The following is an 18,737-nucleotide window of genomic DNA, read 5'->3' as shown; positions in this document are numbered from 1 at the left end:
CTCCCTCCGGTGGGGTCAGCCGGCCTGGCCGGCGGACGGGCACGAGCCGAGGGAGACCGGCGGCGAGGCCGCGATCGCCGGGGAGTCGGTGACGGCGACCACCGCCACGCCGTCCAGGGCCGGGAGCGCGACGGTGCCGACGACCGCCGCCCGCTCTCCCGCGGGCGGCACGGTCACGGTGCCGCCCGGTGCGGTCTCCGCCGCGCCCGTGCAGCGGTCCACGATCCGGTACGACCAGGTCACGACCTGCGGCTCGGCTCCGGGGACGAGCCGCACCAGCAGCCGCAGGGTGCAGGGCGTGCCCGGCGCACACGGGGTGAGGAGGCGCAGGTCGACGCCGGTCACCGCCCCGTTCGCGGCGGGGGCGGGGGGCACGACCGGCAGGCCGTCGGGCTCCGGCGTGGTGGACGGTTCCGCCCCGCTCCGCCCGGCGTCCAGCAGCAGGCCGATGTCCTTGGCGATGTCGTCGCGCAGGAGACCCACCTCCAGCGCGACGACCCCGGCCAGGACCAGTACCGAGAGCAACCACGCGCCGATCCGCCGCACGGCGACCCTGGGACCCCCGGGAGTGGCGCGCCCGGACGGGGCGGCGCGCGCCCGGGTGGAGGGTGGGGTCCCGCTCGGTCCGGGTCCGTACGTCGACCCCGCCGTCCGACCGGCCGCCCTGGCCAGCGCGCCGAGCTCGGCGCGGACGGTGCCGCGGTCGATCGACGCGGCCGCCGCTCGCAGCACCTCCGCCGCGGCAGCGACGCCAGCGACCGGCAGCTCCGCCACCGCCCGGTCGAGCTCGTCCAGCAACCGCTCGGCGGCCGGATCCGGACGGCGGGCGCCCTGCCGGGCGGCCCGCGCGACGTCCGCGAGCACCGCCTCGGCGGTGGCCCGGGCCGTCCCGACCGTCGCCGGTGCCCCGGCGGGTCCGCCGTCCGCGGTGGAGCCGGCCACCACCTGCCCGTCGGCCGTGACGACCAACGGGCCGATCCCGACGCGGTCCTCGCCGGGGCCCTCGGCGTCCGGTTCCGCCAGCGCCGCCGCCCGTGCCAGCACGCCGACGCCGATCTCGACGGCCTGCGGTGGAGTGAGCCGGGCCAGGCCGATCAGGCGGGCCAGCGCCACGCCGCCCGAGGCGTCCGGCGGACCGGCCGGCGCCGGCTCGGCCTGGTCCGGGCGGCCGGGATCGGGACCCGGTTCACGGCGCGCGGTCACCAGGTCCGTCACCGACCGCCACCCCCGCCCAACAGCCTCTGACTGGGCCTTCCCCCGTGCACGTCTGGCCAGATGCTGGCCCGCGCCGGCCCGGATGTCACGGGGTTCCCGCGCGGCTCCCGGTCGTCGGATGACCGCCGCGCGGGGCGCCGTGTGCGAGGGTTCACGCGTGGAGGTCTGGTTCAACCCGTCGTGCTCCAAGTGCCGCACCGCGCGGGACCGCCTCGACGAGGCGGGCGTGGAGTACACGCTCCGCCGCTACCTCGACGACCCGCCGAGCGAGGCGGAGCTGCGGGCCGCGCTGTCCGCGCTCGGCCTCGAGCCGTGGGACGTCACCAGGATGTCCGAACCGCTCGCCCGCGAGCTCGGGCTGAGGGGCATGACCAGGGACGCTGACGCGTGGATCCGGGTGCTGGCCGAGCACCCGCGGCTCATCCAGCGTCCGCTGGTCCTCACCGACGACGGCCGGGCGTGGGTGGCCCGGGACGACGAGACCCTCACCGAGGTGGTCGCGACCACGCGGCGTCCGGCCGGGGAACCGTGACCCACCGGTCCTGACCGCGCGGCGCGCCCCTCACCCGAACGTGATGACGCCGTTCTGCGGCTCATCCCGGTGGACGGCGACATCGACGCGCTCCGCGAGCGCCTGGTCCGGGCGATGGCCGCCGAGCACGTCCCCGGTCCGCGGGTCCTCGACATGCTGCTGGCCGTCACCGAGGTCGTCGCCAACGCCGACCAGCACGGCGGCGGCGTGGCGGCGGACCGACGATCTCCAGCCGGCTCAGCGGTACCGGGGGAACGTCGTCAGGCGGACGGTCTCGGGGAGCGCCTCGAGCGCGGTCAGCAGGGCTGGGGGCAGGCCGCCGTTGACGTCGGTGACGACGTAGCCGAGTTCTCCGCGGGTGGCCAGGACCTGGCCGTCGACGTTGAGGCCGTGCTCGCCGACCAGCGCGTCGACGCGCGCGAGGACGCCCGGCACGTTGCGGTGCAGCAGCGCGAAGCGGGCCGCCGAGGACCCGTGCAGCGCCACCGCGGGCAGGTTCACACTCAGCGTCGTCGTCCCGGTGCGGGCGTAGTCGGCCAGCTTGCCGGCGACGAACCGCCCGATGTCGTACTGGGCCTCCTGGGTGGACCCGCCGACGTGTGGGGTCAGGATGACGTTGGGCAGCCCGCGCAGCACCGAGTCGAACGGGTCGCCCTGCTCCCGCGGCTCGTCGGGGAACACGTCGACCGCCGCGCCGGCGATGTGGCCGCTGAGGACGTGCTCGCGCAGCGCCTCGTGGTCGACGACGAACCCACGGGAGAGGTTGAGGAACAGGCTGCGCGGCCGCATCCGAGCGAACTGCTGCGCGCCGAACAGCCCCGCGTTGCCGGCCCGCCCGTCGACGTGCAGCGTGACCGTCTCCGCCCGCTCCAGGAGCTCGTCCAGGCTGCCGCAGGCCTGCGCGTTGCCCAGGGCGAGCTTGTCCTCGAGGTCGTAGAACAGCACCCGCATGCCCAGGGCCTCGGCCAGCACCGACAGCTGGCTGCCGATGTTGCCGTAGCCGACGATGCCCAGCGTCCGCCCGCGGATCTCGTGGCTCCCGGTCGCCGACTTGTCCCAGATCCCGGCGTGCAGCGCGCGGTCCCGGTCGTTCAGCCGCCGCGCCAGGCTGATGATCTCCGCGATCGCCAGCTCCACCACGCTGCGGGTGTTGGAGTACGGCGCGTTGAACACCGCCACCCCGGCCGCGGCCGCCGCGCCCAGGTCGATCTGGTTGGTGCCGATGCAGAAGGCCCCCACCGCCGCCAGCCCCGGATGCCGCTCCAGCGCGGAGGCGCTCACCTGCGTCTTCGACCGGATGCCCAGCAGGTGGACGCCGTCCAGCGCGGCGATCAGGTCGGCCTCGTCCAGCGCTCCCCGCACCGACTCCACCTCGTACCCGGCCGCGGACAGCGTCTCCACAGCCACCGGGTCGATGTTCTCCAGCAACAGAGCTCTGGGCATGTCCGACCCGTCCCCTCGAGAAGCGCGTTCCCGCCGATCCTCGCAGTCAGGGCAGGAGCGCCGTCGGTCAGGCCGCGCCTGGCTGCGGCACGGCCGACAGTGCGTCGGTCAGCAGCGTGACCAGTGCCTCGAGCTGTACGTCCGCCGACGAGGAGACCTCCTCGTCGGACCCGTCGAGCGCACGGGCGGCGAGTCCCGCCTTGCTGTCGATGAGCTCGGCGATCCGGGCGTCGATGGTCTGCGCGGCGATGATGCGCCACGCGGTGACCGGCTCGGTCTGCCCGATGCGGTGGCTGCGGTCGATGGCCTGGGTCTGCTCCGCGTCGGTCCAGGACAGCTCGGCGAGCACGATGTTGGAGGCGACCTGCAGGTTCAGGCCCACGCCGGCGGCGGTCAGCGAGCAGACCGCGACCGCGACGTCCGGGTCGCTCGTGAAGGCGTCGATGTTCCGCTGCCGCGACGCGGGCGTCTGGTCGCCGCGGATCGAGGAGAACCGGACGCCCTGGCGGGTGAAGGTCTGCTCGGCGGCGTCCATCACGTCGACGTGCTTGGCGAAGAAGACGACCTTGCCGGCGCTGCGCGCCAGCTGCGCCGCGTAGTCCGCGGCGAGCCCGGCCTTCGCCTGGCCGATGCGCCGCATCATGCTGAACACGTTCTCGCCGGCCTGCGCGGTGGTGGCGTCCTTGAGCTCCCACCGGGCCACCCGGCGCACCAGGTCGTGGTCGATGCCCTCGACGACGGTCGCGGACTCCCGGGCCGCGAGCGCGGTCTCGTACCGCGCCACCATCCGGCGGGCGAGCTCCCGCTCGGCCGCCCGGATCGACCGGCCGGCGGGCCCGTCGAGCTCGACCGGGAGGTCGGCGATGCGGCGGGCGGGGATGTCGGCGGCGACGTCGACCTTGCGCCGGCGGACGATCCCGAGGTCGATCACGCAGCGCCGGGCGGCGGCGTAGAAGCCGGGGTCGGCGGGCGTCAGACCGGTGTCCTCGAGCGCGTCCATGAGCTCGCCGCGCGGTCCGGTCTCGTCGATCCAGCCGAGGAACTGCCAGATGGCCCGGAAGTCGTCGATGTCGTTGATCAGCGGCGTGCCGGTGAGGGCCATCAGCAGCGGCCGCGGAACCCGGGCCCGGACCCGCTCGGACAGCTCCAGCACGTGCTGCGACCGCTGCGAGGTCTTGTTCTTGATGAAGTGGGCCTCGTCGACGACCATCCCGCGGAAGCCGAAGTCGCCGAGCCAGCCGACGTGGCGGTCGAGCACCTCGTAGTTGACGACGACGATGTCGGCGAAGCCGTCGATCGTGTCCCCGTTGCCCTGGACCACGGTGGCCGCGCGGTGCGGCGTCCAGCGGCCGGCCTCGCGGGCCCAGTTGGTCTTGACGACGTTCGGCACGACCACGAGCAGCGGGTAGGCGTCCGCCGCCTCGGCGGCGAGCAACGACTGGGCCGTCTTGCCCAGGCCCGGCTCGTCGGCGAGCAGGAAGGTGCGGTGGCCGGCCGCGGCCGCGGCGACCAGCTGGGCCTGGTGCGGCATCAACTCCGACCCCGCCGGGGTGAAGCGGCTGGTCGGGAAGGGCAGGTCCATGCACGCCGGGGCTCCGCTGCCGGCGCGCTCGAAGGAGCTGAGCAGTGGCGCCATCAGCTCCCAGCCGGCCAGGCGACGCGGGCGGGGCGCGCGCTGTGGAGCGGCGGAGAAGTCGGGGGCCAGGAACGGGTTGGCCAGCTGCCGGGAGATCACCGACTGCGGCACGACGCGGCGCTCCAGGGTGGCCGGCGCGGCCGGGCTCTCCGCCGGCGGGACCTCCTCGGGGGCCGGCTCGACACCGACCGACTTCAGGATGTCCCGCTTGAGCGCGCGGGCCGCGTCGGAGGCGACGGCGTCCTCGGCGAGCAGCGCCAGCAGGCCGGCGTCCCGCACGGCGGTCGTCGCGAGGATGGTCGCGATGCCGTCCAGCCGCTTGAGCTGCTCGGCCCGGTGACCGTCGCTGCCGTTCGTCGCGGCCTGGACGCGGGCCCGCTCGTCCCGCAGCAGCAGGGCGACGGCCTGGAACTTGGTGCGCACGGCAGGCGTCACGCGGCCGCGCTGGGCGGCCGCCTCGACCTCACGGACGGCCCGGGCGAGCACCGAGACGACGTCGTCGCGGGTGCGGGCCCGTCGCTGGCTCCGCGGGGCGCTACGGCGAGCGCCTGCCTGGCGCTGGCCTGGTCGAGCCACAGACTCCTCCTCTGCAATGCCGGCCACAGTGGCCGCGACAGCACGGCCACGGTGGCCGCGGCAACATGCCGCACACACCCGCGGACGGGGCGAGGAACGCCCCGAGCGGGAGGACCTGGTCCTCCGGACGCCCAGCCGGCCGGTGGATCTCCGAGGATCGACGCCGCGGGGCCCCCGCAGCCTCTCAGAAGCGAACCGCAGCTGCCGGGTACGGGTCGGTGGACACGGACCAGGACGCCGACGCCGGACGATCGATCCCGGTCGCCTCGTTGGCACTCCGTCCCTGTCAACGCGTGCGGGGCGGCAGGATTCCCGGCCGCCGGCACCGCGCTGTCCTCCTCCGCCGCCGGACCGACGGCGAGCACTCGTGGCGGACCGATGAGTCCGGCGCCGCCATGCAGTCCTCACCGGTGTCCGTGCCACCCGTTCCGGAGGTCCCGATGTCCGACGCCGTGTCCCGTGCGGCCCTGTGGGCGGCCGCCCATGCCGAGCGCGCCGCCCTGGCCGAGGACCTCGCGGGTCTCGAGGACGCCCAGTGGGGGCAGCAGTCGCTGTGCGGACGGTGGATGGTCGAAGAGGTCGTCGCCCACCTCACGGCGGCGGCGAGCACCGGCAGGTGGCGCTGGATCGCCAGCGTCCTCGGCGCCCGGTTCGACTTCGACCGGCACAACGAGCGCCGGCTGGCCGAGCACCGGGGGAGCTCGCCCGCGGAGACCCTCGACCGCTTCCGGCGGACGCTCACGAGCACCACGGCGGCGTCCGGTCACACCGCTGCCTGGCTGGGCGAGGTGGTCGTGCACGCCCAGGACATCCGCCGTCCCCTCGGGCTCGCGCGCACACCGGACGTGGCCGCCGCCACCGCGGTGGCCTCCTTCTACGCCCGCCGTGACTTCACCGTGCCGAGCCGCAGCGCGATCGCGGGCCTGCGGCTGGAGGCAACCGACAGGCCCTTCGGAACCGGGACCGGCCCGCTCGTCAGCGGCCCGACGGTGGCGCTGGTCATGGCCATGGCCGGGCGGCGGGAGTACTGCGACGACCTCAGCGGTCCCGGCGTCCCGACGATCCGCTCCCGATGCGCCCGCCCGGACGACGGGACCCGGCCCCGGGCCACGGAACGCAGCCCGGGCCGCGCAGCCCGCTGACGCTCGCGCTGCCGGTGCGGCGCACGGCGGACCGTCACGGCCGGAACGAGAGACCCCGCCGATTGTGACCGGCCTCACTCCTGGGTAGTTTCGGCGCTCCACGACCGACCGCACCGGTCAGTTCCGGCGCGGCACAAGATGGGCCAGGTGCGCGATGTCCGGACGATCGGTCACTGCACCCGCCGGGCGCGAGCGGACGACCTCCGAGGAACGCAAGGTCCTCGCCGCCACGCTCGCCGGCACCACCATCGAGTGGTACGACTTCTTCATCTATGCCCAGGCCGCGGGCCTGGTGCTGGCGCCCCTCTTCCTCGCGCCGGTCAGCGAGGACTCCCCCGGGCTGGCCACGATCCTCTCGCTGGCCACCATCGGGATCAGCTTCCTCTTCCGGCCGCTGGGCGCGATCGTCGCCGGGCGCTTCGGCGACCGGCTGGGCCGCAAGCGGATGCTGGTCTTCACCCTGGTGCTGATGGGTGCCTCCACGGCCCTGATCGGCCTGCTGCCCACCTATGACGCGATCGGCGTCGCCGCACCGGCGCTGCTGATCCTGCTCCGCGTCCTGCAGGGCTTCTCGGCCGGCGGCGAGTGGGGCGGCGCGGCGCTGATGTCGGTCGAGCACGCGCCGGTCCACCGCCGCGGCCTCTTCGGCGCCTATCCGCAGATCGGCGTCCCGATCGGGATGATCCTCGCGACCGGCGTGCTGTGGGTCCTGAGCACGGTGACCACCCCGGAGCAGTTCGAGTCCTGGGGCTGGCGGATCCCGTTCCTGTTCTCCGTCGTCCTGATCGTGATCGGCTACCTGATCCGCCGAGCCGTCGAGGAGAGCCCCGTCTTCGAGGAGATGCGGCTGCGCAGGAAGGAGTCCTCGGCACCGCTGCGCGACCTCTTCCGGACCAACACCAGGGAGGTGGTCCTCGCCGCGCTGATCTTCATCGCGAACAACGCCGCGGGCTACCTGCTCATCGCCTTCTTCATCGCCTACGCGAGCGGGGCCCTGGGGATGCCCCGGGAGTCGGTGCTGCTGGCGACCACGCTGGCCTCGTTCGGCTGGCTGGCCTTCACCATGTACGGCGGCGCGTTGTCGGACCGGATCGGCCGGGTGCGCACCTTCCAGATCGGCTACGCGCTGGTGTTCGTCTGGATGATCCCGCTGTTCCTGCTCATCGACACCCGCAACATCTGGCTGTACGGGCTCGCGTTGTTCCTGCTCACCGTCGGGTTGGGCCTGTCCTACGGGCCGATGTCGGCCATGTACGCGGAGATGTTCCCCGTCGCCGTCCGGTACTCCGGCGTCTCCATCGGCTACGCCCTGGGCGCGATCCTCGGCGGCGCCTTCGCCCCCCTCATCGCCGAGGTCCTCCTGCAGTCGACCGGGTGGTCGGGGTCGATCGGCATCTACATCATGGTGCTGTGCGTCATCTCCTTCGCGGCGGTGACGGCCGCCGGCGAGACGAGGGGCAACAACCTGCGGGTGCCCGAGGCGCACGAGCAGTACCTGCGGGAGCACCCGGACGAGTCACGCCGGCTCGGGCCCTGACCGTGACGGCCTGCCGCCGCGGCCGAGGCCGAGGTGATGCGCCATGACGTCGCCCAGAGCGACGACGTCCACGGCGACCGTGCTGATCGTGCCCCCCTCGGCGGTGTACCCGGCGGCCTCCTCGCCGCTGTAGGCGTGCACGCCCACGGGCACCCCGGCGGCGCCGGCACGGGCGAGGATCGAGGACAGGACGCTGCGGAGCTCGGCCCGCCGGTCGGCGCCGGTCAGCCCGAGGGACAGCGCGAGGTCGCCGGGACCGACGTACAACCCGTCCACCCCGTCCACGACGAGGAGCGCGTCGAGGTCCTCGAGCGCGCTCGCGGTCTCCACCATCACGATCACCAGCGGCTCGTCGGCCCCGCCGGAGAGCCGTCCGATCGACCGCCCACCGGCCGGGGCGTACCGGGTGGCGGCGACCACCTCCCGGGCATGGACCGCGTCGCGCACGTTGGGCACGAGAACGCCGCGGGCGCCCAGGTCCAACGGGCGGCCCACGTCGGCGAACGACGGGCTGCGGGTGCGGACGAGCGGCACCGAACCGGCAGCGGTGATCGCCGCCGTGACCGCCGGCAGCCCCGCCTCGGCCGTGGCGCCGTGCTGCAGGTCGACGACGACGAAGTCGGCGCCGGTCCGCGCCAGGACCTCGCCGGTCACCGCTCCCGGCAGCATGTTCCACAGGCCGTGGCACGGCTGTCCCGCGGACCACCGCCGTCGCAGGTCGACCTCGCTCATCGCCATCCCAGGACACGTCCTCTCCGAGGGCTCCCGGGAATGCGGCGTGGTCGGACACCGACCCTGGACCTCGCCACGCGATCCTGCCGCATCGACGGAGTCCGCGAGGGCGCCGGACGGCCGGGCGGCCCCCGGCCGGGGCTGTTCCGATGAGTTCGCACCGACCTCCGTCACGACCCGTGGCCCGACAGCCGCGGCACGAAGACCTTCGGCCTTTCGAGCTCGTGGCCGTGGCCATGGCCATCAAGATCGTCCTCATCCTGCAGTTGCGCTGGGAGACCTGGCTGCGCTTCGGCATCTGGCTGCTCATCGGGCTCGTCCTCTACGCCATCCACCGCCGCAAGCACTCGCTGCTGAACCCCGACAGCCCTCTCCACCAGCGGCAGCCGACCCGTTCCGCCGGGGAGGCGCCACCACCACGGACGGCGGGTGAGCGCCGGAGCCGCCCCGGGTCACGCCACCCCGCGCGCGGCCGTGGGCTCGTCGGGACCCGGCTCGGCGAGGACCCAGGCCGTGCGGCCGTGCAGGGGCGGCGTCTTGGTGCCGTCGGTGAACCAGACCACGACTCCCCCGTGGGCCCGGCAGCGCGAGCGCACGACCCGCACCTCGCTCCCCCGCCTGGTCCGGGTCGGGCGGACGAGCGGGAGCCCGAAGTCCGTGCCGACGACGCTGGTGGTCAGGACCGGTTCCCCGGCGGGCAGGTGGGACGTGGCGACGGTGGTCACCGGGACCTCCTGGACTTCGGTGGTGGACTCACTCGAACGCACGTTCGATTGTGCATGGTGCGTCCGACGACTCCGGGCCTGCCGGGTGGTCAGTCCGGGCGGGTCACGTTCTTCGTCACCCGGATGGCCTGCGGGCTGCGGGTCCTCCGGGTCGGCACGACCTCGCCCAGCTCCGTCAGGCGCTCGACCGCGGCGTCCTTGTCCACCTGCGTGCGCAGGCCGCCACCGGACCACTCGCAGTAGAGGTCGTCTGCCGGCCCGGACCGGCCTCTCAGCCGCTCCCGCGCGAACTCCTTCTGACGCCTGGCCTCGTTCTCCGCGGCCCGCCAGGTGTCGTAGTCGTGGACGGCGTCGACGTAGTCCTCGTCGGTGACGGTCAGGCGGGACTGGCGGGAGACCTCACCCTCGGTCTCCGGGTCCACGGGCGGGCCCCAGCACAGGTCCAGGAAGGGGCACCAGTCGCACATGCTGTCCACGCCCGGGCCGAACCCGTCGCGGGGGACGGCGTCGACCCCCTCGTCCTCCACGGTGGCGTAGACGTCGGTGAGCCACAGGATCGCCTCGGCGGTCAGCGCCGGGTCGTGGTCGGCCTCGATGACGACGTCCTCGCCGGAGTCGCGGGACAGGTAGCGGATGCGCAGGCCGTCGACCTCCTGCCCGGTGCCGGCCGGGAGCCGCCGGTCGTGGACCTGCCCGGTGCGCAGCAGCCAGGCGTAGACGGCGACCTGGAACCAGTGCTTGGTCGGCACGCCACGCGTGAGCACCCGCTCGAACCCGAACCGGGACGTGGTCTTGAGGTCCTCCACGACCGGGGCGTGCCACCAGTCGCAGCGGCCCTTGACCTGCTCGCCCCTCAGCCCGACCTCGGTCAGCCCGCCGTACTGGCGGCGCAGGACGCGCAGCACGCCGCGGTGCAGCTCGGTGCCGAGGAAGGCCTGCAGCCCGGTGTGGGTGTTGGTCGGCCGGCGCCGGGCGACCCGGTAGGCCGCCCGGCGCCGGCACTCGCCCAGCTCGGAGGCGCCGATCATCCGCTGGCGGGCGCGGGCCCGCCGACCGTCGAGGTCACGGACCGCGGCGGCCAGGCTCGGAGCGGCCCGTCGCTCGGCCGCGCTGGGGCGGGCGGGCAGGACCGTGGCCCCCGTGGGCCGGGCCGGTAGGACCGCTGTCACGCGACGATCTCCTGCTGCCCGGCGAGGCCGGCCCGCTGGACGGCGATCGCCTCGCGGACGAGAGCGGTCAGCCGCCTGGTCGCCACGTGCTCGACCGGCCGGCCGAACCGGGCACCGATCTGCTCCGCGGTCACGCCCAGGCTCTCCAGGCTGGCGAGCACGCCCCGGCGGGCTGCGGTGAGCCGGCGCTCGCGCGGGTCGTCCGGGGTCGGCGAGGCCTCCAGCAGCGGGTTCGCCGGCGCGACCATCCCACCGGTGGCGGCGGACGGGGCTGCCGCAGCGGGGGCCGACGGGGCCGGCGCCCCACCGGTGGCCGACGCGGCGGCCGCTGGCTCCACCGCGGCGTCGGACGCCCGCCCGGCCGCCGGCCGGCGACGACCGGCGGGGTGGGCCTGCATCGACGCCTCGACGAACTCCTCGTGGCGGGCCCGGATCAGCTCGGCGACGCTGAACGACCCGCTGGGGGTCGGCACGTCCGCCTGGAGCAGTGCGCCGTGGTCGGCCTCCGTCCAGATCTCGCGCAGCTCGTCGTCGTCCGCGGCGTCGCCGATGCGGGCGACCAGGTCGGCGACGTCAGGCTCTGGCCGTCCGCCGGGCCGGGGGGCGGGACGGGTGTCCGGCCGGCCGGCCGGGACCTCCTCGGTCCGCTCGTGGTCGAGCAGCCCGCCGCCGTGGAAGGAGACGAGGTCGCGGACGTGCGCCGTCCCCGGGTCGCACTTCAGGGCGTCGAAGACCAGCCACTCCAGCAGCCGGCCGGTCGCCGCCGGGTCGGTGACCTCCTTGGCCGGGTCGGTGTTGGGCTTGATCCCGACGTGCACGCTGCGCGCGCCGACGATCAGCGGCCGCCGCCCGCGGCGCAGCCGCACCCACACGCTGGCCGCGTACGGGAACTCCCGGTGGGTCTGCACCGACCAGGTCTTCTGCCCCTCGATCGGGCGGCCGTTGGCGTCGACCTCGGTGACCTCCTTGCCGCGGGCGGTCACCACGACGATGCCCGGGAAGGTGAGCAGCTCGGTCTGCAGCTTGCGCCAGCGGGCGCCGGCGTCGTTCCACAGGTTCTGGCTGATGGTGATCTCGGCGTTGGGGTCGCGCTTGAGCAGCTCGCGGTTGCGGGCCGACTTCGCCGCCCGGTCGCTGGCCCAGTCCTTCAGGCCGTCCCAGATGGCCGAGCCGGTGTCGATGCCGAGCACGAGCGGCGGCTCGCCGGCGTCGGCCGCGCGACGCGCCTGGGCCTTCACCGCCTGGACGGCGGTCAGCACCTGGGCGTAGGAGCCGTCGTGCTCGATGATCTGGTAGTTCGCGCCGGGGATGGCGCCGTACTCGTCGCCGGCGCCCTCGTTGAGGTCGATCCAGTACAGCGCGCCGATCTTGTCACTGGCGCTGAACTGGGCCAGCGACCAGCTCTTTCCCGCCTTCTCGTCGCCCTCGAGGAGGATGCACGGCCACGGGACGCGACCGGTGGGCTTGCGGGTCTTGAGGCCGGAGAGGGCCATGGGGGACTCCTTGTCGACACGGGGAAGATGTCGCCTCGGAACCTAGGAACGGGTGCTGACACATCCGGCGGCCTCTGCGCAAGCACCTGGAGGCGTCACGGCAGAAATCGCAGGTCGCGGCGCCGACCGGCGTGTCGGCCGTTCGCTGTCGGCGTAATCGCACGCCACCACCGACGGCAGGGCGGGCGCTGCCCCCGGATCACCGGGCGCTGCACCGGTTCGGCCCAGGCCCACCGTTGCAGCCGCCCGTCGCCACCCGGACCTGGTCCGCAACGTGCCTGGTCAGGCGCGAGAACTGTCAGATCCCGCCCGTACGTTCTGCGCATGGAGCGGATCGGGGCCGGCAGTCGGTGGAGGGGCTGCTGCTCGACTGGGCCCACACCCAGCCGCTGCCCGACCGCGGGCTGCCCGTCGCCCTGCTGTCCCGGGAGCAGAAGGCCGCCGAGTTGCAGCGGGTGCAGGTCCGACGGGCCATGGACGCCGCCTACGAGGCCGAACTCGTCATGGCCCTGGCCGATGACACCCCGGACCCCCTCGACCCCGCGCCGGGCTCCCCGGCGCGCGGAAGGGCTCCTGGGCCCCGGATCCGGAGCTGCCCGGGGTGTCGGAGTTCTTCCCCGCCGAGTTGGCGGTGGTGCGGAACTGTGGACGTGGCACCGCCTCCCACCTGGCGCAACGCGCGTGGGTCCACCGCGAGCACCTGCCCGCCACGTGGTCGGCGATGGCCGCCGGCGGCCTCGACGAGCCGCGGGCCAAGGTGCTCGCCGACGTGCTGGCCCACACCTCACCCCGGGTCGCCCGCCAGATCGAGGCCCGGCTGCTGCCCGAGGCCACGCAGTTGTCCACCGGGCGGTTGCGCCGCCGGGCGCTGGCGCTGCTCCTGGAGCTGGACGCCGACGCCGTGGACGCGTGCCGTGGCCACCACCGGCTGAAGACCCTGGCCCGCGGGTGGCGTTTCGTGATGGACGACGACGGCACGCTCCACGTCACCAATCCGTCGGGGATCACCCGCACCACCCGCCCACCCGGCCTGCGACCACCCGGCCTCCGACATCCCGTGCCCGAGCCACCGACGACCGAGTCGTCACCCCACGGCGACGACCCGCCACCGTTCTGACCTGAAGACGGAGTGGAGTTGTCGGCTCGTCGACATGTCGACGAGACCCCACGCGTCTCCATGCACGCCGCCAGGCCCAGATGCGTCCTGGCATCGACACCGCGGGAGCACGGCAGCCCGGAGCCAAGGGCCGCTGTCCGCTCCGTCTGGGCCCGCAAGGCCGGCCGCTGGACGCCGCACCGCGCGGCCCCGCGGTCCAGGCAACGGGGACACGATCGGCGGATCGTGCGTGTCACCACCCACGTCCCTTGAGGCAGCCCATGGGACAGCTGACAGTCGACAGGAGTGGCACCGGGCGGGCCGCACTTGCGTTCGTCGGGCACCGCAGGTGTGAACCGTCGACCCACAGGTGGTGATTCTCATCACCCAGGGTGGCTACTGACCGCGCGGGCGGTGCTCCAGATTTGTGGCAGGCCGTTGCCGGGGCGTCCGGGACAGGCCAGATCGTGGAGCATCCGGTTCAGGAAGGTCCGACATGACGACCACCGCCGACCCGACCATCACCGCCCAGCCTGGCGTAGCCGCAGGGCAGCCGCGAGCGGAGACGGGGTCTTCGCGGCAGTCGCCTCCCGTCGAGGAGTCGACAATGGAACGCCCGATTGTCTCCGCCGTGATCCACCTGCTCGGCGCCTGCGCCCTGCTGGGGCTTGCTGGCATCATCGGGCTCATCGCCCTGAGGGCCGAAGCCAGCAACCTCGCCGCGCTGACCGCACTCGTCGGTCCGGCGATCGGCGGGCTGGCGAGCATTCTGGCCACCACTCGGACGAGTTCACCGGCCGCAGGCCGCAGGGACGCTGCGGGCAGTTGACGCATCGGCCGTCCGGTGGTGCCGCAGGACGGAGCCCACGAGAAAGAGCGCCGTGCTCTCTCAGCTCGCCTTTCAACCCCGAGGCACCCGGGAGTTGCACTGGCGTGATCCGGGGCTGACACGAGCGCGGCCACCGATGGGTCCTTCGGAGTCGCGACGCTTCGAAGCAACGGCGGTGGCCGCGATGGACAGTGTGTGTCCGACCGATGGTCCTGACCAGAGCCTGGCTGTTTGCGGGGCTGCGGAGCTTCCGTGACGAGGCGTTCGGCTGTCTGGGGAGGCGCGGAGACGCGCAGTTGGAGCTCGTCGACGCTCTGTTGACGGCCGAGTCGATGCCCTCGCTGCCGCATCTGAGCCTGTTGCCGGTCCATCAGCGGGCCGGGGCAGCGCGAGCTGACCTTCGACGAGGCCTTGAGGACACGCGGGTCGTGCCCAGCCAGTCGCGCCCCGATCAGACGGCGGCCGGCACGGGCGGCGCGAGATCGGGCGCGCGCCGTCCGCCGCGGAGGCGGTGCGCGAGGGCGGTGTGGCGGCGGCCGGAGCCGTCGGCCCGCACGGCCTGGGCGAGCGCCCGCGGCGAGCCGACGAGGACGACGAGCTGCTTGGCGCGGGTGACGGCGGTGTAGAGCAGGTTGCGCTGCAGCATCATCCACGCGCTGGTGGTCAGCGGGACGACGACGCAGGGGTACTCGCTGCCCTGGGAGCGGTGGACGGTGACGGCGTAGGCGTGCACCAGCTCGTCGAGCTCGCCGAAGTCGTAGCCGATGGTCTCGCCCTCGTCCGTGACCACGGTCAGGGTCTGCTCCACGCCGTCGACGGCGGTCACGACGCCCTGGGTGCCGTTGAACACCCCGTTCGCGCCCTTGTCGTAGTCGTTGCGGATCTGGCTGACCTTGTCCCCGACGCGGAACACCCGCCCGCCGAAACGCTTCTCGGCGCGGTCGGGCCGGGCCGGGGTGAGCGCCTCCTGCAGCAGCTCGTTCAGCGCGGCGGCGCCGGCCGGCCCGCGGTGCACCGGGGTCAGGACCTGGACGTCGCGGCGGGGGTCGAGGCCGAACCGGGCCGGGATCCGGCGCACCACGACGTCCACGGTCAGCCGGGCGGCCTCCTCGGCGTCGTCGGTGCTGAACAGGAAGAAGTCGTCGAGACCGCGGACCTGCGGGGGGCGGCCGGCGTTGATCCGGTGCGCGTTGGTCACCACCCCCGACCGGCTGGCCTGCCGGAAGACCTGCGTCAGGCGCACGTGCGGGATCGGGCTGCCGTCGGCGAGCAGGTCCCGCAGCACCTGCCCGGCGCCGACCGAGGGCAGCTGGTCGACGTCACCGACCAGCAGCAGGTGCGCGCCCGGCGGAACGGCGCGCACCAGCTTGTTGGCCAGCAGCAGGTCCAGCATGGAGGACTCGTCGACCACGACCAGGTCGGCCTGCAGAGGTCGCTCCTTGTCGAAGGCGGCGTCGCCGCCCGGCCGCAGCTCCAGGAGCCGGTGCACGGTGACCGCCTCGACCCCGGTCAGCTCGGTCAGCCGCTTCGCGGCCCGGCCGGTGGGGGCGGCCAGCACGATGCGGGCGCCCGTGGCCGCCGCGAGGGTGACGATCGAGCGGACCGTGAAGCTCTTGCCGCAGCCGGGACCACCGGTGAGGACGGCGACCTTCTCGGTCAACGCCAGGCGCACCGCCTCGCGTTGACCGCCGGCCAGCTGCACGCCGGTCCGCCGGTGCAACCAGGTCAGCGCGGCGTCCCAGTCCACGCCGGCGAAGGAGGGCACCCGGTCGGTGTCGGCCGCCGCCAGCCTGCGCAGCGCCGCGGCCAGGGAGACCTCCGCCCGGTGGAAGGGGACGAGGTAGAACGCCACCGTCGGCGGCTCCCCGTCCGCGCCGGGGAGCTCGTCGCGGATGACGCCCTGCTCGGCGACCAGCAGGGCCAGGCAGTGACCCACCAGGTCGGCCGGCACCTGCAGGATCTCGACCGCCCGGGCGACCAGCTCGCTCTCGGGCAGGAAGCAGTGCCCCTGCCCCGTGGCCTCGGAGAGCACGAACTGCAGCCCCGCCTCCACCCGCTGCGTGCTGTCGTGCGGGATGCCCACGGCGGCCGCGATCGTGTCGGCGGTCCGGAAGCCGATGCCCCACACCTCCGCGGCCAGCCGGTAGGGCTCGTGGCGCACCACACCGATCGAGGCGTCGCCGTACTGCCGGTAGATGCGCACGGCCAGCGAGGTGGACACACCGACCCCCTGCAGGAAGACCATCACCTCCTTGATGGCCCGCTGCTCCTCCCAGGCGGCGGTGATCAGCCGGGTCCGCTTCGGGCCGAGGTTCGGCACCTCGGCCAGCCGCCCCGGCTCCTCCTCGATCACCCGCAGCGCGTCGGCGCCGAAGTGGTCCACGATCCGCTCGGCCAGCCGCGGGCCGATCCCCTTGACCAACCCCGAGCCCAGGTAGCGGCGGATGCCCTGCACGGTGGCCGGCAGCACGGTGGTGTAGTCCTCGACCTGGAACTGGCGACCGTACTGCGGGTGCGCTCCCCACCGTCCGCGCAGCCGCAGCGTCTCCCCCGGGTGGGCGCCCAGCAGCGAGCCCACGACGGTGACCAGGTCACCGCCGCGCCCGGTGTCCACCCGGGCGACGGTGTAGCCGGTCCGGCTGTCGGCGTACGTGATCCGTTCCAGCGTCGCCTCCAGGACCGCGCCCACGCGCGCCTCGCCCACTGCCGTCACCTCGCCCCCGGACCGTCCACTCCCGGATGGTCACACGCCCCAGGGACAGCTCCGCCGTCGTCGTCCGGACGACGGGGACCGTGCGGGCGGCCCGTGGCCGCCGCCACGGAACTGTCAGCAGGTCTCCCTAGCCTCCAGACGCTCACCTGAGCGATGCACCGACGACACGGAGGACCGGATCATGGCCGGCGAGACAGTCATCACCGTCATCGGCAACCTGACCAGCGACCCCGAGCTGCGCTGGACGCCCTCGGGCGCGGCGGTCGCCAACTTCACCATCGCGTCCACCCCACGCACCCTGGACCGCCAGACCCAGGAGTGGAAGGACGGCGATGCGCTCTTCCTGCGCTGCAGCGTGTGGCGGCAGGCGGCGGAGAACGTCGCGGAGTCGCTGACCCGCGGCTCGCGGGTGATGGCGCAGGGCCGCCTCAAGCAGCGCTCCTACGAGACCAAGGAGGGCGAGAACCGCACCGTGGTCGAACTCGAGGTCGACGAGATCGGCCCGTCACTCCGGTACGCGACGGCGACGGTCGCCAAGACCACCCGCTCGGGGGACGGTCCCGGCGGGCACGCCGGCGGCGGGTTCGGTGGTGCCGGGATGAACGGGGGCGGGACCAGTGGGGGCGGGACCGGCGGCGACGGCCGCGCCGGGGCCGGGCGCGAGAACTCGACCGATCCGTGGGCGGCGCCGGTCGGCGGTGGCAGCGAGGAGCCGCCGTTCTGAGCCCCCGCCGCCTGTCGGAGGGCCACCGTCGGTGGCCCTCCGACACGCGGACCGCGCCGCCCCGGGCGTCCGGGTCAGGCCACGGACGCCAGCTCCAGCTGCGGCTGCACCTCGCTGACGAACAGGTCCAGGGAGCGCCGCGCCTCGGCGAGCGTCATGTCCCCGGTGGGCAGCATCAGGACGACCCGGTCGACCATCCCGGACGCCAGGAAGCCGGTGAACCGCTCGGTGATCTGCGCCGGCGTCCCGGCGCCCAGACCGATCGACATCTCCAGGCCCGCGAGGATCGCCTGGAGTGGCGCCATCACGGCGTCCCGCTCGTCGTCGGTGATCACCACGTGGTCGAACCGGTGGGCCGACACCGTCCGCCGGGCCAGGCCGTCGGCGCCCCGGCGGGCCACCGCCACGGCGTCCTCCTCCCGTTCCGCCACCGCCAGCAGCATCGAGCAGGCGACCTGCGGCTTCGAGTCGGGACCGTCCAGGCGGATGCGCTCCCCGCGGTGGGCCTCCCAGCTCGTCACGTACGTCTCGTACGACGCCGGGTCGATGGGGCCCGGCCACATCAGGCTCATGCCGTACCGGCCGGCGGTCTCCGGGTTGCCCGGGTACCAGAACGGGATGTGGTCCTGGAACGGCCTGGTCGACATCGGCATCGTCGGGAAGTCGTGGTAGCGGCTGTGCTCGCTGGAGATCTCCCCGGTGCGTAGCGCGTCGGCGATGATCCCCAGCGTGTCGACGAAGCGCTCCCTGGCGTCGCGGTGACTGCTGCCGTGCCACGCGTGCTCGGCCGGCACCGCACCGCGGCCGACCCCGTACTCCAGCCGGCCCTCGGTGAGCTGGTCGACGACGCACATGTCCTCGATCAGCGAGACCGGGTGGTGCATGGGCAGCAGCTTGACCATCGGGCCCATCCGGATGTCCGTGGTGACCTGTGAGGCCGCCGCCACGACGAGGTCCTGGTTCGGCGCCAGTGACAGGTCCGTCCCGTGGTGCTCGGCGAAGTGCACGCTGGCGAACCCGGCCTGGTCGGCCGTCCGGACGAGCTCGAGCCGGTCGCGGAGCAGCCGGTGCGTGGGCGTGCCCGGGATGCCCTCGATGTGGTCGAACAGCCCGAAGGTCGGGATCGCCATGTGCCCTGCCTCACTCCTCGGTGGTCGGTCCGGGGAGTGTGCCAC

Annotated in this window: 16 protein-coding genes and 1 pseudogene; 7 read left to right on the top strand and 10 right to left on the bottom strand. The window is 74.0% G+C overall.

The window, feature by feature from the left end; translation table 11 throughout:
- Positions 1 to 15 precede the first annotated feature (15 nt).
- Positions 16 to 1,215 carry a hypothetical protein gene (locus CRP39_RS22225; RefSeq protein WP_097208570.1) on the bottom strand — a complete coding sequence of 400 codons (1,200 nt, stop codon included), beginning with the start codon at positions 1,213 to 1,215 and terminating at the stop codon, positions 16 to 18.
- Positions 1,216 to 1,372: 157 nt separating this feature from the next.
- Here CRP39_RS22225 and CRP39_RS22220 point away from each other — a divergent pair, with 157 nt between their 5' ends.
- Entirely contained in the window at positions 1,373 to 1,747 is a 375-nt protein-coding gene (locus CRP39_RS22220; RefSeq protein ID WP_097208569.1) for an ArsC/Spx/MgsR family protein, read from the top strand.
- 30 nt (positions 1,748 to 1,777) lie between these two features.
- Here the strand turns inward: CRP39_RS22220 and CRP39_RS27045 are convergent, their stop codons facing one another.
- The 3 genes from CRP39_RS27045 to CRP39_RS22210 all read right to left on the bottom strand — a co-directional run bounded on the left by CRP39_RS27045 (position 1,778) and on the right by CRP39_RS22210 (position 5,402).
- Entirely contained in the window at positions 1,778 to 1,945 is a 168-nt protein-coding gene (locus CRP39_RS27045; RefSeq protein ID WP_172442574.1) for a hypothetical protein, read from the bottom strand.
- A 39-nt stretch (positions 1,946 to 1,984) separates the two neighbouring features.
- On the bottom strand, positions 1,985 to 3,190 hold the full coding sequence (gene serA / locus CRP39_RS22215; RefSeq protein WP_097208568.1) for a phosphoglycerate dehydrogenase: 1,206 nt from the start codon (positions 3,188 to 3,190) through the stop codon (positions 1,985 to 1,987).
- 67 nt (positions 3,191 to 3,257) lie between these two features.
- The gene (locus tag CRP39_RS22210; RefSeq protein WP_097208567.1) at positions 3,258 to 5,402 is read right to left on the bottom strand and encodes a DEAD/DEAH box helicase; all 2,145 of its coding nucleotides are present in this window, start codon (positions 5,400 to 5,402) and stop codon (positions 3,258 to 3,260) included.
- A 440-nt stretch (positions 5,403 to 5,842) separates the two neighbouring features.
- Between CRP39_RS22210 and CRP39_RS22205 the strand changes: the two genes are divergently transcribed.
- Together CRP39_RS22205 and CRP39_RS22200 are read left to right on the top strand one after the other, a co-directional pair.
- On the top strand, positions 5,843 to 6,544 hold the full coding sequence (locus CRP39_RS22205; protein WP_097208566.1) for a maleylpyruvate isomerase family mycothiol-dependent enzyme: 702 nt from the start codon (positions 5,843 to 5,845) through the stop codon (positions 6,542 to 6,544).
- 154 nt (positions 6,545 to 6,698) lie between these two features.
- Positions 6,699 to 8,081 (top strand): MFS transporter, encoded by a 1,383-nt coding sequence (locus tag CRP39_RS22200; protein WP_097208565.1) that lies wholly within the window; start codon positions 6,699 to 6,701, stop codon positions 8,079 to 8,081.
- Here the strand turns inward: CRP39_RS22200 and CRP39_RS22195 are convergent.
- Positions 8,061 to 8,813, bottom strand: coding sequence for an HpcH/HpaI aldolase family protein (locus tag CRP39_RS22195; protein WP_245854038.1), 753 nt, complete (start codon positions 8,811 to 8,813; stop codon positions 8,061 to 8,063). The genes CRP39_RS22200 and CRP39_RS22195 overlap by 21 nt on opposite strands.
- 149 nt (positions 8,814 to 8,962) lie before the next feature.
- On the opposite strand from CRP39_RS22195, the pseudogene CRP39_RS28265 reads away from it, so the two are divergent.
- A pseudogene (locus tag CRP39_RS28265) lies at positions 8,963 to 9,151 on the top strand (amino acid permease C-terminal domain-containing protein); the annotation flags it as partial.
- Between the two features lie 114 nt (positions 9,152 to 9,265).
- On the opposite strand, the gene CRP39_RS27825 reads toward CRP39_RS28265, so the two are convergent.
- The 3 genes from CRP39_RS27825 to CRP39_RS22185 form a co-directional block, all read right to left on the bottom strand.
- Complete coding sequence (locus tag CRP39_RS27825; protein ID WP_245854037.1) at positions 9,266 to 9,538, bottom strand: hypothetical protein; 273 nt, start codon at positions 9,536 to 9,538, stop codon at positions 9,266 to 9,268.
- A gap of 89 nt (positions 9,539 to 9,627) precedes the next feature.
- Complete coding sequence (locus CRP39_RS27820) at positions 9,628 to 10,707, bottom strand: PD-(D/E)XK nuclease family protein (RefSeq protein WP_245854036.1); 1,080 nt, start codon at positions 10,705 to 10,707, stop codon at positions 9,628 to 9,630.
- The gene (locus tag CRP39_RS22185) at positions 10,704 to 12,200 is read right to left on the bottom strand and encodes a DEAD/DEAH box helicase family protein (RefSeq protein WP_097208562.1); all 1,497 of its coding nucleotides are present in this window, start codon (positions 12,198 to 12,200) and stop codon (positions 10,704 to 10,706) included. Before CRP39_RS22185 ends, CRP39_RS27820 begins: the two co-directional genes overlap by 4 nt.
- Positions 12,201 to 12,801: 601 nt before the next feature.
- Between CRP39_RS22185 and CRP39_RS22180 the strand changes: the two genes are divergently transcribed.
- Together CRP39_RS22180 and CRP39_RS22175 are read left to right on the top strand one after the other, a co-directional pair.
- On the top strand, positions 12,802 to 13,317 hold the full coding sequence (locus CRP39_RS22180; protein ID WP_245854035.1) for a DUF222 domain-containing protein: 516 nt from the start codon (positions 12,802 to 12,804) through the stop codon (positions 13,315 to 13,317).
- Between the two features lie 475 nt (positions 13,318 to 13,792).
- Positions 13,793 to 14,125, top strand: a complete 333-nt coding sequence (locus CRP39_RS22175; RefSeq protein ID WP_097208561.1) for a hypothetical protein — start codon at positions 13,793 to 13,795, stop codon at positions 14,123 to 14,125.
- A 451-nt stretch (positions 14,126 to 14,576) separates the two neighbouring features.
- Here CRP39_RS22175 and recD2 read toward each other — a convergent pair whose 3' ends face one another.
- Complete coding sequence (gene recD2, locus CRP39_RS22170) at positions 14,577 to 16,829, bottom strand: SF1B family DNA helicase RecD2 (protein ID WP_216359868.1); 2,253 nt, start codon at positions 16,827 to 16,829, stop codon at positions 14,577 to 14,579.
- Positions 16,830 to 17,019: 190 nt separating this feature from the next.
- Here recD2 and CRP39_RS22165 point away from each other — a divergent pair, with 190 nt between their 5' ends.
- On the top strand, positions 17,020 to 17,562 hold the full coding sequence (locus tag CRP39_RS22165) for a single-stranded DNA-binding protein (RefSeq protein WP_097208559.1): 543 nt from the start codon (positions 17,020 to 17,022) through the stop codon (positions 17,560 to 17,562).
- Between the two features lie 74 nt (positions 17,563 to 17,636).
- Here CRP39_RS22165 and CRP39_RS22160 read toward each other — a convergent pair whose 3' ends face one another.
- Positions 17,637 to 18,692, bottom strand: a complete 1,056-nt coding sequence (locus CRP39_RS22160) for an LLM class flavin-dependent oxidoreductase (protein WP_097208558.1) — start codon at positions 18,690 to 18,692, stop codon at positions 17,637 to 17,639.
- Positions 18,693 to 18,737: the final 45 nt, after the last annotated feature.

The organism is Geodermatophilus sabuli (assembly GCF_900215145.1).
Taxonomy (GTDB): domain Bacteria; phylum Actinomycetota; class Actinomycetes; order Mycobacteriales; family Geodermatophilaceae; genus Geodermatophilus; species Geodermatophilus sabuli.
The sequence above is the reverse complement of the archived record's forward strand: the minus strand, read 5'-3'. Positions and strand labels throughout refer to the sequence as shown.

Excerpts from the sequence above, each read along its gene's own strand:
- CRP39_RS22205 (WP_097208566.1), top strand. The coding sequence starts at position 5,843 with ATGTCCGACGCCGTGTCCCGTGCGGCCCTGTGGGCGGCCGCCCATGCC.
- CRP39_RS22185 (WP_097208562.1), bottom strand. The coding sequence starts at position 12,200 with ATGGCCCTCTCCGGCCTCAAGACCCGCAAGCCCACCGGTCGCGTCCCG.
- CRP39_RS22200 (WP_097208565.1), top strand. The coding sequence starts at position 6,699 with ATGTCCGGACGATCGGTCACTGCACCCGCCGGGCGCGAGCGGACGACC.
- serA (WP_097208568.1), bottom strand. The coding sequence starts at position 3,190 with ATGCCCAGAGCTCTGTTGCTGGAGAACATCGACCCGGTGGCTGTGGAG.
- CRP39_RS22165 (WP_097208559.1), top strand. The coding sequence starts at position 17,020 with ATGGCCGGCGAGACAGTCATCACCGTCATCGGCAACCTGACCAGCGAC.
- CRP39_RS22160 (WP_097208558.1), bottom strand. The coding sequence starts at position 18,692 with ATGGCGATCCCGACCTTCGGGCTGTTCGACCACATCGAGGGCATCCCG.
- CRP39_RS22195 (WP_245854038.1), bottom strand. The coding sequence starts at position 8,813 with ATGAGCGAGGTCGACCTGCGACGGCGGTGGTCCGCGGGACAGCCGTGC.
- CRP39_RS22175 (WP_097208561.1), top strand. The coding sequence starts at position 13,793 with ATGACGACCACCGCCGACCCGACCATCACCGCCCAGCCTGGCGTAGCC.